Origin of the sequence: Streptomyces lancefieldiae (genome assembly GCF_031845825.1) — a bacterium.
Lineage (GTDB): Bacteria > Actinomycetota > Actinomycetes > Streptomycetales > Streptomycetaceae > Streptomyces > Streptomyces lancefieldiae.
Genome location: NZ_JAVRFH010000034.1, coordinates 23,473 through 39,083, shown reverse-complemented (window position 1 = coordinate 39,083; position 15,611 = coordinate 23,473). Strand labels below are relative to the sequence as shown.

Here is a 15,611-nt window from a genome sequence, read left to right as displayed (position 1 = left end):
CGTGCACGGTGAGGTCACTGTGGGCGCGGACACGCGGGACCGCGTGCACTGGCGGCTCCGGCGACGCCCGCGGTCCTTCGAGCTTTCCACTCCCGTCACGCCGCGTCCATACGACGGGTCCGATCCCGGCGCCCACCGGCCCCTCCGCGAGGGGGGGCAGGGTGCCCGGCCGTCACCCACGCGCGCGCGTGACTACGATGGGCCAGCCGGTGGCCAGCAGGGGCCGCGCGGCCACACCGACCGTCGGGAAGGCCATGCTGAACAAGTACGCGCGTGCATTTTTCACGCGTGTCCTCACACCGTTCGCCGCGTTTCTCATCCGCCGGGGGGTCAGCCCCGACACGGTCACGCTCCTCGGCACCGCCGGTGTCGTCGCGGGTGCGCTGGTCTTCTACCCCATGGGTGAGTTCTTCTGGGGCACGGTGGTGATCACGCTCTTCGTCTTCTCCGACCTCGTCGACGGCAACATGGCCCGCCAGCTCGGTCGCTCCAGCCGCTGGGGCGCCTTCCTGGACTCCACGCTGGACCGGGTCGCCGACGGAGCGATCTTCGGCGGCTTCGCCCTCTGGTACGCGGGCGGTGGCGACGACAACGTGCTGTGCGCCGTGTCGATCTTCTGCCTGGCCAGCGGCCAGGTGGTGTCGTACACCAAGGCGCGCGGCGAGTCGATCGGCCTGCCGGTCGCCGTCAACGGACTGGTCGAGCGCGCCGAGCGCCTCGTCGTCTCGCTGGTCGCGGCCGGTTTCGCGGGGCTGCACAAGTTCGGCGTGCCGGGCATCCAGTACCTGCTGCCGATCGCTCTGTGGATCGTCGCCGTCGGCAGCCTCGTCACGCTGGTCCAGCGCGTCGTCACGGTCCGCCGGGAGGCCGCCGAGGCGGATGCCGCCGCGCATCGGAGCCAGGGCTCCGAGGCGGCCAAGTGAGCGTTCAGGAGCGGCTGGCCGACACCCTGTACGGGGTCGGCTGGAGCACTGTGAAGAAGCTCCCCGAGCCGGTCGCCGTGCGTCTCGGCCGCACCGTCGCGGACCTCGCCTGGAAACAGCGCGGCACGGGCGTGCGGCGGCTGGAGGGCAACTACGCGCGCGTGGTGCCCGGTGCGAGCCCGCAGCGGCTCGCGGCGCTCTCGCGCGCGGGCATGCGTTCGTACCTGCGCTACTGGATGGAGTCCTTCCGGCTCCCGGCGTGGAGCGCCGAACGCGTCAGGGCGGGCTTCGCCCCCAAGGACCTGCACCACCTGACCGACGGCCTGGACGCGGGCAAGGGCGTGATCCTCGCCCTCCCGCACCTGGCCAACTGGGACCTCGCCGGCGCCTGGGTCACCACGAAGCTGGGCATCCCGTTCACGACGGTCGCCGAGCGCCTGAAGCCGGAGACCCTCTACGACCGCTTCGTCGCCTACCGCGAGGGCCTCGGCATGGAGGTCCTGCCGCACAGCGGCGGCTCGGCGTTCGGCACGCTGGCCCGGCGGCTGCGCGACGGCGGCCTGGTCTGCCTGGTCGCCGACCGCGACCTGTCCGCCTCCGGCGTGGAGGTCGACTTCTTCGGCGAGACGGCCCGCATGCCGGCCGGCCCCGCACTGCTCGCGCAGCAGACCGGCGCGCTGCTGCTGCCGGTGACACTCTGGTACGACGACTCGCCCGTCATGCAGGGCCGGGTGCATCCGCCGGTCGGGGTTCCCGAGTCGGGCACGCGGGCCGAGAAGACGTCTGCCATGACACAGGCGCTGGCCGATGCCTTCGCCACGGGGATCGCCGACCACCCGGAGGACTGGCACATGCTGCAGCGCTTGTGGCTGAAGGACCTCGACCCGGCCAAGGCACCCGCCGCCGGCGAGCGGGGCGCCCCGTGAGGATCGGCATCGTCTGCCCGTACTCCTGGGACGTGCCGGGTGGCGTCCAGTTCCACATCCGCGACCTCGCCGAGTACTTCATCGGCCTCGGTCACGAGGTGTCCGTCCTCGCACCCGCCGACGACGACACCCCGCTGCCCCCGTACGTCGTCTCGGCCGGCCGCGCGGTGCCGGTGCCGTACAACGGCTCGGTGGCCCGCCTGAACTTCGGCTTCCTGTCGGCGGCCCGGGTGCGCCGCTGGCTGCACGACGGGTCGTTCGACGTCATCCACATCCATGAGCCGACCTCGCCCTCCCTCGGCCTGCTGACCTGCTGGGCGGCGCAGGGCCCGATCGTGGCCACCTTCCACACGTCCAACCCGCGCTCCCGCGCGATGATCGCCGCGTACGCGATCCTCCAGGCCGCCCTGGAGAAGATCAGCGCCCGGATCGCGGTGAGCGAGTACGCCCGCCGCACGCTCGTCGAGCATCTCGGCGGGGACGCGGTCGTCATCCCCAACGGCGTCGACGTCGGCTTCTTCGCCGACGCCGAGCCCAAGCCCGAGTGGCAGGGGGACACGATCGGCTTCATGGGGCGCATCGACGAGCCCCGCAAGGGCCTGCCGGTGCTCATGCGGGCCCTGCCCCGGATCCTCGCGGCCCGCCCGCAGGCCCGGCTGCTGGTCGCCGGGCGCGGCGACGAGGTGGAGGCCGTGGAGAGCCTGCCGAAGGAGCTGCGCTCCCGGGTGGAGTTCCTCGGCATGATCAGCGACGAGGACAAGGCCCGCTTCCTGCGCAGCGTCGACCTGTACGTGGCGCCCAACACCGGCGGCGAGAGCTTCGGGATCATCCTCGTCGAGGCGATGTCGGCGGGCGCCCCCGTGCTCGCCTCCGACCTGGACGCCTTCGCCCAGGTCCTCGACCAGGGGGCGGCCGGTGAACTGTTCCCCAACGAGGACGCCGACGCGCTGGCGGACGCGGCGGTACGGCTGCTGGCGGACCCGGAGCGCAGGGCCGCGCTGCGGGAGCGGGGCAGCACCCACGTACGGCGCTTCGACTGGTCCACGGTCGGCGCGGACATCCTGTCGGTCTACGAGACGGTGACGGCGGGCGCGGCGGCGGTGGCCACGGACGACCGCGCGACAGGGCTGAGGGCACGATTCGGACTGGCCCGGGACTGACCGGGCAGCCCGTCCGGCGTTCGAGGACGAGGGCGTCCGGGCCGAAGGGCGGCCCGGCGGGCGCAGCCCCCGACGAGGCACCCGACCACCCCGGCGGAGCGCCCCCGTAGGCTTGCGGCCCGTGACCGCAACCCTGATCTGGATCCTGGTCGTCCTCGTCGCGATCGGCCTGTACCTGAGCTGGACGGCGGGACGGCTGGACCGGCTGCACGCCCGGATCGACGCCGCCCGCGCCGCGCTCGACGCGCAGCTGCTGCGCAGGGCGTCCGTGGCCCAGGAACTGGCCACCTCGGGGGTCCTCGACCCGGCCGCGTCGATCGTCCTGTACGAGGCCGCGCACGCCGCCCGGCAGTCGGAGGAGGAGCAGCGGGAGGTCGCCGAGAGCGAGCTGAGCCAGGCCCTGCGCGCCGTGCTCGCCGATCAGCAGCAGGTGGACGCCCTCCGTGAGGCGCCCGGGGGCGAGGAGGCGGCCCACGAGCTGGCCGAGGCCGTACGGCGCGTGCCGATGGCCCGGCGCTTCCACAACGACGCCGTGGGAGCCGCGCGCCGGCTGCGCGAGCACCGCAAGGTCCGCTGGTTCCGCCTCGCCGGTCACGCCCCGTTCCCGCTGGCCTTCGAGATGGACGACGAGCCGCCGACGGCCCTGGTGGAGCGGGCCGCGTAGGGCGCCGGCGGCGGGTCTCGCGCCGAAAAGGATCCACCGCCTTCCCATTGGCCCTTGCTGTGGCCTGGCCCCCTCGCGTTTCCTCGGTGCTGCAGAAACCCCCCTTTTCCCTCAGCGAGGTACCCGTGTCCAGCACGTTCTCCGAAAACCAGAACCCCGAGACCGGCACCGCCCGGGTGAAGCGCGGCATGGCCGAGCAGCTCAAGGGTGGCGTGATCATGGACGTGGTCACGCCGGAGCAGGCGAAGATCGCGGAGGACGCGGGCGCCGTGGCCGTCATGGCCCTCGAGCGGGTCCCGGCCGACATCCGCAAGGACGGCGGCGTCGCCCGTATGTCCGACCCGGACATGATCGAGGGCATCATCGACGCGGTGTCGATCCCGGTGATGGCCAAGTCCCGTATCGGTCACTTCGTCGAGGCCCAGGTCCTGCAGTCCCTCGGCGTCGACTACATCGACGAGTCCGAGGTCCTCACCCCGGCCGACGAGGTCAACCACAGCGACAAGTTCGCCTTCACGACCCCCTTCGTGTGCGGTGCCACCAACCTCGGTGAGGCCCTGCGCCGCATCGCCGAGGGCGCGGCGATGATCCGCTCCAAGGGCGAGGCCGGCACCGGCAACGTCGTCGAGGCCGTCCGGCACCTGCGTCAGATCAAGAACGAGATCGCCCGGCTGCGCGGCTACGACAACAACGAGCTGTACGCCGCCGCCAAGGAGCTGCGCGCCCCCTACGAGCTGGTCAGGGAGGTCGCCGAGCTGGGCAAGCTCCCGGTGGTCCTCTTCTCCGCCGGTGGCGTCGCCACTCCGGCCGACGCCGCGCTCATGCGCCAGCTCGGCGCCGAGGGCGTCTTCGTCGGTTCCGGCATCTTCAAGTCCGGCGACCCGGCCAAGCGCGCCGCCGCCATCGTGAAGGCGACCACCTTCTACGACGACCCGAAGATCATCGCGGACGCGTCCCGCAACCTCGGCGAGGCCATGGTCGGCATCAACTGCGACACCCTGCCCGAGGCCGAGCGCTACGCGAACCGCGGCTGGTAGGACGAGGAAACCGAGAAGGACACCGAAACGATGAGCGACACCCCCGTCATCGGCGTCCTGGCCCTCCAGGGCGACGTACGGGAGCACCTCGTCGCCCTGGCCGCGGCCGACGCCGTGGCCAGGCCGGTCAGGCGCCCCGAAGAACTCGCCGAGGTCGACGGCCTGGTCCTGCCCGGCGGCGAGTCCACCACCATCTCCAAACTGGCCGTCCTGTTCGGGGTGATGGAGCCCCTGCGTGCGCGCGTGCGCGACGGCCTGCCCGTCTACGGCACCTGCGCCGGCATGATCATGCTGGCCGACAAGATCCTCGACCCGCGCTCGGGGCAGGAGACCGTCGGCGGCATCGACATGATCGTGCGCCGCAACGCCTTCGGCCGGCAGAACGAGTCCTTCGAGGCGGCCGTCGGCATCAAGGGCGTCGGGGGCGGTCCCGTGGAGGGCGTCTTCATCCGCGCCCCCTGGGTGGAGTCCGTGGGCGCCCGGGCCGAGGTGCTCGCCGAGCACGACGGCCACATCGTCGCGGTCCGCCAGGGCAACGCGCTGGCCACGTCGTTCCACCCGGAGCTGACCGGCGACCACCGGGTGCACCGTCTCTTCGCCGACATGGTGCGCGCGAAAGGGACGGCGGAGTCCTTGTAGGATTCCTGCGTTCGTTCAAAGACGGGTTACGCGAAGGAGACAGGCAGATGTCCGGCCACTCTAAATGGGCCACGACGAAGCACAAGAAGGCCGTCATCGATGCCAAGCGCGGCAAGCTCTTCGCGAAGCTGATCAAGAACATCGAGGTCGCGGCCCGCATGGGTGGTGCCGACATCGACGGCAACCCGACGCTGTACGACGCCATCCAGAAGGCGAAGAAGCAGTCGGTGCCGAACAAGAACATCGACTCCGCGGTCAAGCGCGGCGCCGGCCTGGAGGCCGGTGGCGCCGACTACGAGACGATCATGTACGAGGGCTACGGCCCCAACGGTGTCGCGGTGCTCATCGAGTGCCTCACCGACAACCGCAACCGCGCCGCCTCCGACGTACGCGTCGCCATGACCCGCAACGGCGGCTCCATGGCCGACCCCGGCTCGGTGTCGTACCTGTTCAACCGCAAGGGTGTCGTGATCGTCCCCAAGGGCGAGCTGGGCGAGGACGACGTCCTCGGCGCCGTCCTGGACGCGGGCGCCGAGGAGGTCAACGACCTCGGCGAGACCTTCGAGGTCATCAGCGAGGCCACCGACCTCGTCGCGGTCCGCACCGCCCTCCAGGACGCCGGCATCGACTACGAGTCCGCCGACGCCAACTTCGTCCCGACCATGCAGGTCGAGCTGGACGAGGAGGGCGCCCGGAAGATCTTCAGGCTGATCGACGCGCTGGAGGACAGCGACGACGTGCAGAACGTCTTCGCGAACTTCGACGTGAGCGACGAGATCATGGAGAAGGTCGACGCGTAACGCGTCCCCTGCGCAGCGGGCCGACGGGGGCACCCCCGTCGGCCCGTCGCTTTGTCAGTGGCACCCGATAGCCTGCACAAACAGGTGATCGACGGGAGGGCGTGGGCGTGCGCGTACTGGGGGTGGACCCGGGGCTGACCCGCTGCGGGGTCGGTGTCGTGGAGGGCGTCGCGGGCCGACCGCTCACCATGGTCGGCGTCGGGGTCGTCCGCACACCCGCGGACGCCGACCTCGGCCACCGCCTCGTCGCCGTCGAACAGGGCATCGAGCAGTGGCTGGACGAGCACCGCCCGGAGTACGTCGCGGTGGAGCGCGTCTTCAGCCAGCACAACGTGCGTACGGTCATGGGCACCGCCCAGGCCAGCGCCGTGGCGATCCTGTGCGCCTCCCGCCGTGGCATCCCGGTCGCCCTGCACACCCCGAGCGAGGTCAAGGCCGCCGTCACCGGCAGTGGCCGAGCGGACAAGGCGCAGGTCGGCGCCATGGTCACCCGCCTGCTGCGGCTGGCCGCGCCCCCGAAGCCCGCCGACGCCGCCGACGCCCTCGCGCTCGCCATCTGCCACATCTGGCGCGCCCCCGCGCAGAACCGGCTCCAGCAGGCCGTGGCCCTGCAGGCCGCGAGAGGCACCCGGGCCCACCGAGCCCCACAGGCTTCGAAACCACCGCAAGCACCGAAAGGCCGTACGGCATGATCGCTTTCGTCAGCGGCACCGTCGCCGCCCTCGCCCCCGACACCGCGGTGGTCGAGGTCGGTGGCGTCGGCATGGCCGTCCAGTGCACGCCCGACACGCTCTCCACCCTCCGTGTCGGCCGGCCCGCCAAGCTCGCCACCTCGCTCGTCGTCCGCGAGGACTCGCTCACCCTGTACGGATTCGCCGGCGACGACGAGCGCCAGGTCTTCGAGCTCCTCCAGACCGCCAGCGGCGTCGGCCCCCGCCTGGCCCAGGCGATGCTCTCCGTGCACAGCCCCGACGCCCTGCGCAGAGCCGTCTCCACCGGCGACGAGAAGGCGCTCACCGCCGTCCCCGGCATCGGCAAGAAGGGCGCGCAGAAGCTGCTCCTGGAGCTGAAGGACCGCCTCGGGGAGCCGGTCGGCGCCCCCGCGGTCGGCTCCCCGGTCAGCACCGGCTGGCGCGACCAGCTGCACGCCGCCCTGATCGGTCTCGGGTACGCCACCCGCGAGGCCGACGAAGCAGTCTCCGCCGTGGCGCCCCGGGCGGAGGCCGCGGAGGGCACGCCGCAGGTGGGGCAGCTGTTGAAGGCGGCCCTGCAGACCCTCAACCGCGCCCGCTGACCCGCGCCCGCTGACCCGCGCCCGCCGACCCGCGCCCGCCGACCCGCCACCCACCGACCCGAGGCACACGACATGAACTGGGACGACACGACCGACACCGGTGCCGCCGCCGAGCGGCTGGTGGGCTCCGCCGCCGACGGCGAGGACCAGGCCGTGGAGGCCGCCCTGCGCCCCAAGGACCTGGGCGAGTTCATCGGCCAGGAGAAGGTCCGCGAGCAGCTCGACCTCGTCCTGCGCGCCGCACGCGCGCGCGGGGCCACGGCCGACCACGTCCTGCTCTCCGGAGCCCCCGGCCTCGGCAAGACCACCCTCTCCATGATCATCGCGGCCGAGATGGACGCCCCCATCCGCATCACCTCCGGCCCCGCCATCCAGCACGCCGGTGACCTCGCGGCGATCCTCTCCTCCCTGCAGGAGGGCGAGGTCCTCTTCCTCGACGAGATCCACCGCATGTCCCGGCCCGCCGAGGAGATGCTCTACATGGCGATGGAGGACTTCCGCGTCGACGTCATCGTCGGCAAGGGCCCGGGCGCCACCGCTATCCCCCTGGAACTGCCCCCGTTCACCCTGGTCGGCGCCACCACGCGCGCGGGCCTGCTGCCGCCCCCGCTGCGCGACCGCTTCGGCTTCACCGCACACATGGAGTTCTACGGACCGGCCGAACTGGAACGCGTCATCCACCGCTCGGCGGGACTGCTCGACGTCGAGATCGACGCCGCCGGCGCCGCCGAGATCGCCGGCCGCTCCCGTGGCACGCCCCGCATCGCCAACCGTCTGCTGCGCCGGGTCCGGGACTACGCGCAGGTCAAGGCCGACGGCCGGATCACCCAGGAGATCGCGTCCGCCGCCCTCGCGGTCTACGAGGTCGACGCCCGGGGCCTGGACCGCCTGGACCGGGGCGTGCTGGAGGCCCTGCTCAAGCTGTTCGGCGGCGGTCCGGTCGGCCTGTCCACGCTCGCCGTCGCCGTGGGGGAGGAGCGTGAGACAGTGGAAGAGGTCGCCGAACCCTTCCTCGTCCGGGAGGGCCTCCTGGCCCGCACCCCGCGCGGACGGGTCGCGACCCCGGCGGCATGGGCGCATCTCGGCATGACCCCGCCGCGTTCGCAGAGCGCCGGAAACGGACAAGCGGACTTGTTCGGGGCGTGACACACCCGGGACGGCCCCGTCACGGCGAGCACATTCGCCGGTGCAGGAACCCCGGTGCGATGCTGAGCGTTGTTCCATGCGCGCGGACTCGCTTAGACTCCGCCGATGCCGCCCTTGTCGGCGGCGTACACACCCCCAACCATCAGGCCGCTCACCACCGCGGTCGTGTGAAGGAAGTACCGACCCGTGAGTCTCGTGACCCTCCTCCCGTTCATCGTGCTCATCGGGGCCATGTTCCTGATGACCCGGTCGGCGAAGAAGAAGCAGCAGCAGGCCGCCGACATGCGGAACCAGATGCAGCCCGGTTCCGGTGTCCGCACCATCGGGGGCATGTACGCCACGGTCAAGGAGGTCAACGAGGACACGGTCCTCCTCGACGCCGGCCCTGGCGTCGAGCTGCTCTTCGCCAAGAACTCCATCGGTGCCGTCCTCACCGACGACGAGTACAACCGCATCGTCCACGGCGTCGAGCACGACCTGAAGTCCGACGCCGACATCGTCCCCGACGATGCCTCCTCCCTCACCGAGACCGACGCCTCCGCCGACGACGCTGCCGACGCCCCCGACTACAAGCCCGTCGACCTCGGCAAGAAGGACGCGGACGACGAGCCGACGGTCGACGCCGCTCCCGCCGAGGCGAAGACGGACGAGCAGGCGAAGAAGTCCGACGGCGGTTCCGAGGCGAAGTAGCCGTGCCCCGGGGGCGTGGGCCGTTCCCGCGCCCCCCGTGTGACGCGCGGCGCGCACGGATCTCCGACACCATGTGATGGCCGCCGGTGACGCCTACCCGGCGCGAAGCGGCCCGAGAGGGAGTACGCAAAGGTGGTAGCACCTAAAAAGGGAAAGAATGCGAGCGCTCAGAGTAAGCCCGGGCGCTCGCTGGCCCTGATTCTGATCGCCATCGTGGCGCTCACCGGAGGCATGTACGCCTCCGGTCACACGACTCCGCGTCTCGGCATCGACCTGGCCGGCGGCACCAGCATCACGCTCCGGGCGGTGCCCGAGGCGGGCCAGGAGTCCGCGATCAACAAGACCAACATGGACACCGCGGTCGAGATCATGAACCGCCGTGTCAATGGTCTGGGTGTTTCCGAGGCCGAGGTACAGACCCAGGGCGACCGGAACATCATCGTCAACATCCCCAAGGGGACGAACTCGAAGGAAGCGCGGCAGCAGGTCGGCACCACCGCCAAGCTCTACTTCCGTCCGGTCGTCGCCACCGAGCTCTCCGGTGCCGCGGCGACGGGCAGCCCCTCGCCGAGCGCCACCGGCGACGCCTCGGACAAGGCGACCGACGAGGCCACGGACAAGGCCACGGACCAGGCGGGCGACAAGGCCACCGACAAGGACGAGGCGAGCTCCTCCCCGTCCGGCTCCGCCTCGGCGAGCTCCACCACCCAGGGCCGCGCCGCCAGCGACGCCCTGAAGGCCGACCCCAGCCCGTCCGCCACCGCCTCCGACGGCGCCTCCCCGTCCCCGAGCGCCAGCGCCTCCGGCGACGACGCGACCGCCAAGCTCCAGGCCCAGTACGCGGCACTGGACTGCACCGACAAGGCGGCCCGCGCCAAGGCCGGCGACGGCTCCAAGCCCGGCGACTCGATGGTGGCCTGCGGCCAGAACTCCCAGGGCCAGTGGCAGAAGTACATCCTCGGCCCCGCCGAGGTCGACGGCACGGACGTCGACAAGGCCGACGCCGTCTTCAACACGCAGACCGCCGCCGGCTGGACCGTGACGATGGACTTCACGGACAAGGGCGCGAAGAAGTTCGCGAGCATCACCGGCAAGCTGGCGCAGAACCAGTCCCCGCAGAACCAGTTCGCCATCGTCCTGGACAACGAGGTCGTCTCCGACCCGTACGTCAGCCAGGCGCTCACCGGCGGCAACGCGGAGATCTCCGGCAACTTCGACCAGGAGGAGGCCCAGGGCCTCGCCAACATGCTGTCCTACGGCGCTCTGCCGCTGACCTTCAAGGAGGACAGCGTCACCACCGTCACCGCCGCGCTCGGCGGTGAGCAGCTCAAGGCCGGTCTGATCGCCGGCGCGATCGGCCTCGCCCTGGTCGTCCTCTACCTGCTGGTCTACTACCGAGGCCTGTCGTTCATCGCCGTCGCCTCGCTGCTGGTCTCCGCGGGTCTCACGTACGTGATCATGTCGCTGCTCGGTCCGACCATCGGCTTCGCGCTGAACCTGCCGGCCGTGTGCGGTGCCATCGTCGCCATCGGCATCACGGCGGACTCGTTCATCGTGTACTTCGAACGCGTCCGGGACGAGATCCGCGAGGGCCGCTCGCTGCGACCCGCCGTCGAGCGGGCCTGGCCGCGCGCCCGGCGCACCATCCTGGTCTCCGACTTCGTGTCCTTCCTCGCCGCCGCGGTGCTCTTCATCGTCACCGTCGGCAAGGTGCAGGGCTTCGCGTTCACCCTGGGTCTGACGACCCTGCTCGACGTGGTGGTGGTGTTCCTCTTCACCAAGCCGCTGCTGACGCTGATGGCCCGGCGCAGGTTCTTCGCGAGCGGTCACAAGTGGTCCGGCCTCGACCCGAAGGCCCTGGGTGCCAAGCCGCCGCTGCGCCGCACCCGCCGTCCGTCCCGTCCTGCCGCCGGCCCTGTCGACCCGAAGGAGGCGTGAGAGATGTCGAAACTCGGCAACCTCGGCGCCCGACTGCACCACGGTGAGGTCGGCTACGACTTCGTCAAGAACCGCAAGCTCTGGTACGGCATCTCGATCCTCATCACCATCACGGCCATCGTCGGCCTGGCGGTGCGCGGCCTGCACATGGGCATCGAGTTCCAGGGCGGCGCGGTCTTCACCACCCCGAAGAACATGTCCGCCTCCGTGTCCCAGGCGGAGACCTACGCGGAAGACGCCTCCGGCCACGACGCGATCGTCCAGAAGCTCGGCGACGGCAGCCTCCGCATCCAGATCGCGGGCACCGACACCGATGCGTCGGACCAGATCAAGGACCAGCTCTCCAAGGACCTGGACGTCCCGGCGGAGAAGATCAACGCCGACCTGGTCGGCCCCAGTTGGGGTGATCAGATCGCGAACAAGGCCTGGCAGGGCCTCGGGATCTTCATGGTGCTCGTGGTGATCTACCTGGCGATCGCGTTCGAGTGGCGCATGGCGCTCGCCGCGTTCGTCGCGCTCATCCACGACATCACCATCACGGTCGGCATCTACGCCCTCGTCGGCTTCGAGGTCACGCCGGGCACGGTGATCGGTCTGCTGACCATCCTCGGTTACTCGCTCTACGACACGGTCGTCGTCTTCGACAGCCTCAAGGAGCAGACCAGGGACGTCACCAAACAGACCCGCTGGACCTACGCCGAGATCGCCAACCGCTCGATCAACAGCACCCTGGTCCGCTCCGTCAACACCACCGTGGTCGCCCTGCTGCCGGTGGGCGGCCTGCTGTTCATCGGTGGTGGTGTCCTCGGTGCCGGCATGCTCAACGACATCTCGCTGTCGCTGTTCGTCGGCCTCGCCGCGGGCGCGTACTCGTCGATCTTCATCGCCACGCCGCTCGTCGCCGACCTCAAGGAGGCCGAGCCGCAGATGAAGGCCCTCAAGAAGCGCGTTCTCGCCAAGCGCGCCCAGGCCGCGGCCACGGGCGAGCCGGTGGAGTCCGCCGCCGACGAGCGGCCGTACGCCGACGACGAGCCCGAGGACGAGGCCGCCGCGGTCGTCGGTCCCCGCAACCAGCCCGCGTCCCGTGGCAGGGGCCGCGGCCGACCTTCGGGGAAGCGCCGATGACCGAAACGACCGACATCACGGAGCTGCTGCTCAGCCGGATCCGGGACGTGGCCGACTACCCGGAGCCGGGCGTGGTGTTCAAGGACATCACCCCGCTCCTGGCGGACCCCGCGGCGTTCACCGCGCTCACCGAGGCTCTCGCCGAGGTCGCCGCACGCACCGGCGCCACCAAGATCATCGGTCTGGAGGCCCGGGGATTCATCCTCGGCGCCCCGGTCGCCGTCCGGGCCGGGCTCGGGTTCGTCCCGGTGCGCAAGGCGGGCAAGCTCCCCGGAGCCACCCTCAGCCAGGCCTACGACCTGGAGTACGGCTCCGCCGAGATCGAGGTGCACGCCGAGGACCTGACCGCCGACGACCGCGTGCTGGTCGTCGACGACGTCCTCGCCACCGGCGGCACCGCCGAGGCGTCGCTGGAGCTCATCCGCAGGGCCGGCGCGCAGGTGGCCGGCCTCGCGGTCCTGATGGAGCTGGGTTTCCTCGGCGGGCGTGCCCGCCTGGAGCCGGCCCTGGCCGGGGCACCGCTGACGGCGCTGCTCACGGTCTGACCGCTCTCGTCGCACAGCGGAGGCGGGCCCGGAGGAATCCGGTGCCCGCCTCAGGCGTTTGTCGGGTTGACGGCCCTCAGAGTGGCCTGAAGGCGTTCCTGGGGTGCAGGATCGCTACCATGGGGTTTCCGGAGCCTGACCGGGGGACCCGGATCGCGCACGAGGAGTCCTCTTGCCAGACGAGGCCCAGCCACTGACCGCCGCAAAGCCCGAGTCCGCCTCGGCGTCCGCGGCGAAGCCCGCGCCGAGCGCGCCGCAGGCGAAGAACGACACGCACGGGCCGATCCAGCACGCCCCGGCCGCGCCCGTCGACAAGCCGGCCGAGCAGCAGTCGCGTCCCAAGCCGCTGCCGGCGGAGCGCCCCCAGAACGCCCCCGTGGTCCGCACGCCCGCCGGGCCCCCCGTCCGTTCCGGCTCCTCGAACCGTGTGCGCGCCCGCCTCGCCCGCCTCGGCGTGCAGCGCGCCAACCCCTACAACCCGGTCCTGGAGCCGCTGCTGCGGATAGTGCGCGGCAACGACCCCAAGATCGAGACGGCGACGCTGCGCCAGATCGAGCGCGCCTACCAGGTCGCCGAACGCTGGCACCGCGGCCAGAAGCGCAAGAGCGGCGACCCGTACATCACGCACCCCCTCGCCGTCACCACCATCCTGGCCGAGCTGGGCATGGATCCGGCCACGCTGATGGCAGGCCTGCTGCACGACACCGTCGAGGACACCGAGTACGGCCTGGAGGACCTGCGCCGCGACTTCGGCGACGTGGTCGCCCTGCTCGTCGACGGCGTCACCAAGCTGGACAAGGTCAAGTTCGGCGAGGCCGCGCAGGCCGAGACCGTGCGCAAGATGGTCGTCGCCATGGCCAAGGACCCGCGCGTCCTGGTCATAAAGCTCGCCGACCGCCTGCACAACATGCGCACCATGCGCTACCTCAAGCGCGAGAAGCAGGAGAAGAAGGCGCGCGAGACCCTGGAGATCTACGCGCCGCTCGCCCACCGGCTGGGCATGAACACCATCAAGTGGGAGCTGGAGGACCTCGCCTTCGCGATCCTCTACCCCAAGATGTACGACGAGATCGTCCGCCTGGTCGCCGAGCGCGCCCCCAAGCGCGACGAGTACCTCGCCATCGTCACCGACGAGGTCCAGCAGGACCTGCGCGCGGCTCGCATCAAGGCGACCGTCACCGGCCGCCCCAAGCACTACTACAGCGTCTACCAGAAGATGATCGTCCGCGGCCGTGACTTCGCGGAGATCTACGACCTGGTGGGCATCCGCGTCCTCGTGGACACCGTCCGCGACTGCTACGCGGCCCTCGGCACGGTCCACGCCCGCTGGAACCCGGTTCCGGGGCGGTTCAAGGACTACATCGCGATGCCCAAGTTCAACATGTACCAGTCGCTGCACACGACGGTCATCGGGCCCAACGGCAAGCCGGTCGAGCTGCAGATCCGCACCTTCGACATGCACCGCCGCGCCGAGTACGGCATCGCCGCGCACTGGAAGTACAAGCAGGAGGCCGTCGCCGGCGCCTCCAAGGTGCGTAGCGACGCGCCCAGGTCGTCCGGCAAGGGCAAGGACGACCACCTCAACGACATGGCCTGGCTGCGCCAGCTGCTGGACTGGCAGAAGGAGACCGAGGACCCCGGCGAGTTCCTGGAGTCCCTGCGCTTCGACCTGTCCCGCAACGAGGTCTTCGTCTTCACCCCCAAGGGCGACGTCATAGCGCTGCCCGCGAGTGCCACCCCCGTCGACTTCGCGTACGCGGTGCACACCGAGGTCGGTCACCGCACCATAGGGGCACGTGTCAACGGGCGTCTCGTCCCGCTGGAGTCCACCCTCGACAACGGCGACCTGGTGGAGGTCTTCACCTCCAAGGCGGCCGGCGCGGGCCCCTCCCGCGACTGGCTGGGCTTCGTGAAGTCGCCGCGCGCCCGCAACAAGATCCGTGCCTGGTTCTCCAAGGAGCGACGCGACGAGGCGATCGAGCAGGGCAAGGACGCCATCGTCCGTGCCATGCGCAAGCAGAACCTGCCGATCCAGCGCATCCTGACCGGCGACTCCCTGGTGACGCTGGCGCACGAGATGCGCTACTCGGACATCTCCGCCCTGTACGCGGCGATCGGCGAGGGCCATGTCTCCGCACAGAACATCGTGCAGAAGCTGGTCCAGGCGCTCGGCGGCGAGGAGGCCGCCACCGAAGAGATCGACGAGTCGGTACCACCGTCCCGGGGTCGCGGCCGCAAACGCCGTACCAGCGCCGACCCGGGCGTCGTCGTCAAGGGCGTCGAGGACGTGTGGGTCAAGCTGGCCCGCTGTTGTACGCCCGTCCCCGGCGACCCCATCATCGGCTTCGTCACCCGCGGCAGCGGCGTATCCGTTCACCGCAGCGACTGCGTGAACGTCGACTCGCTGTCCCGCGAACCGGAGCGCATCCTCGAGGTCGAGTGGGCGCCCACCCAGTCGTCGGTCTTCCTGGTCGCCATCCAGGTCGAGGCACTGGACCGCTCCCGGCTGCTGTCGGACGTCACGCGCGTGCTGTCCGACCAGCACGTCAACATCCTCTCGGCGGCCGTCCAGACCTCCCGCGACCGCGTCGCCACCTCCCGCTTCACCTTCGAGATGGGCGACCCCAAGCACCTCGGGCACGTCCTGAAGGCGGTACGGGGCGTGGAGGGCGTCTACGACGTGTACCGGGTGACGTCGGCGCGCAGGCCCTCGTAGGCACGCGC

At 71.0% G+C, this 15,611-nt stretch carries 15 protein-coding genes; all 15 read left to right on the top strand.

Translation table 11 applies throughout. The features are described 5' to 3' along the window. The first annotated feature begins 197 nt into the window (after positions 1 to 197). The 15 genes from pgsA to relA all read left to right on the top strand — a co-directional run bounded on the left by pgsA (position 198) and on the right by relA (position 15,603). On the top strand, positions 198 to 923 hold the full coding sequence (gene pgsA, locus RM812_RS27725) for a phosphatidylinositol phosphate synthase (RefSeq protein WP_311577891.1): 726 nt from the start codon (positions 198 to 200) through the stop codon (positions 921 to 923). Then, positions 920 to 1,849, top strand: a complete 930-nt coding sequence (locus RM812_RS27720; protein WP_311577689.1) for a phosphatidylinositol mannoside acyltransferase — start codon at positions 920 to 922, stop codon at positions 1,847 to 1,849. The genes pgsA and RM812_RS27720 overlap by 4 nt, the downstream gene beginning before the upstream one ends. Then, on the top strand, positions 1,846 to 3,009 hold the full coding sequence (locus tag RM812_RS27715; protein ID WP_311577686.1) for a glycosyltransferase family 4 protein: 1,164 nt from the start codon (positions 1,846 to 1,848) through the stop codon (positions 3,007 to 3,009). The genes RM812_RS27720 and RM812_RS27715 overlap by 4 nt, the downstream gene beginning before the upstream one ends. Positions 3,010 to 3,130: 121 nt before the next feature. Continuing rightward, a complete protein-coding gene (locus RM812_RS27710) occupies positions 3,131 to 3,673 on the top strand; it encodes a LemA family protein (RefSeq protein WP_311577683.1) in 543 nt (180 codons plus the stop codon). 125 nt (positions 3,674 to 3,798) lie between these two features. Next, positions 3,799 to 4,710 (top strand): pyridoxal 5'-phosphate synthase lyase subunit PdxS, encoded by a 912-nt coding sequence (gene pdxS / locus RM812_RS27705; protein ID WP_311577681.1) that lies wholly within the window; start codon positions 3,799 to 3,801, stop codon positions 4,708 to 4,710. 30 nt (positions 4,711 to 4,740) lie between these two features. Further along, a complete protein-coding gene (gene pdxT / locus RM812_RS27700) occupies positions 4,741 to 5,349 on the top strand; it encodes a pyridoxal 5'-phosphate synthase glutaminase subunit PdxT (RefSeq protein WP_311577678.1) in 609 nt (202 codons plus the stop codon). 47 nt (positions 5,350 to 5,396) lie between these two features. Next, positions 5,397 to 6,149: a YebC/PmpR family DNA-binding transcriptional regulator gene (locus tag RM812_RS27695; RefSeq protein ID WP_311577675.1), complete on the top strand. Its 753-nt coding sequence runs from the start codon at positions 5,397 to 5,399 to the stop codon at positions 6,147 to 6,149. 107 nt (positions 6,150 to 6,256) lie between these two features. Then, positions 6,257 to 6,841 (top strand): crossover junction endodeoxyribonuclease RuvC, encoded by a 585-nt coding sequence (ruvC, locus tag RM812_RS27690; RefSeq protein WP_311577672.1) that lies wholly within the window; start codon positions 6,257 to 6,259, stop codon positions 6,839 to 6,841. Next, complete coding sequence (ruvA, locus tag RM812_RS27685) at positions 6,838 to 7,443, top strand: Holliday junction branch migration protein RuvA (protein WP_311577670.1); 606 nt, start codon at positions 6,838 to 6,840, stop codon at positions 7,441 to 7,443. Before ruvC ends, ruvA begins: the two co-directional genes overlap by 4 nt. 72 nt (positions 7,444 to 7,515) lie before the next feature. Further along, complete coding sequence (gene ruvB, locus RM812_RS27680) at positions 7,516 to 8,589, top strand: Holliday junction branch migration DNA helicase RuvB (protein WP_311577667.1); 1,074 nt, start codon at positions 7,516 to 7,518, stop codon at positions 8,587 to 8,589. Positions 8,590 to 8,775: 186 nt separating this feature from the next. Further along, the gene (yajC, locus tag RM812_RS27675; RefSeq protein ID WP_311577665.1) at positions 8,776 to 9,279 is read left to right on the top strand and encodes a preprotein translocase subunit YajC; all 504 of its coding nucleotides are present in this window, start codon (positions 8,776 to 8,778) and stop codon (positions 9,277 to 9,279) included. A gap of 132 nt (positions 9,280 to 9,411) precedes the next feature. Continuing rightward, entirely contained in the window at positions 9,412 to 11,217 is a 1,806-nt protein-coding gene (gene secD / locus RM812_RS27670; protein WP_311577662.1) for a protein translocase subunit SecD, read from the top strand. A 3-nt stretch (positions 11,218 to 11,220) separates the two neighbouring features. After that, entirely contained in the window at positions 11,221 to 12,342 is a 1,122-nt protein-coding gene (gene secF, locus RM812_RS27665) for a protein translocase subunit SecF (RefSeq protein ID WP_311577659.1), read from the top strand. After that, positions 12,339 to 12,887: an adenine phosphoribosyltransferase gene (locus tag RM812_RS27660; protein ID WP_311577656.1), complete on the top strand. Its 549-nt coding sequence runs from the start codon at positions 12,339 to 12,341 to the stop codon at positions 12,885 to 12,887. The genes secF and RM812_RS27660 overlap by 4 nt, the downstream gene beginning before the upstream one ends. Positions 12,888 to 13,059: 172 nt before the next feature. Then, positions 13,060 to 15,603, top strand: a complete 2,544-nt coding sequence (relA, locus tag RM812_RS27655; protein WP_311577653.1) for a GTP pyrophosphokinase — start codon at positions 13,060 to 13,062, stop codon at positions 15,601 to 15,603. The last annotated feature ends 8 nt before the right edge of the window (positions 15,604 to 15,611 follow it).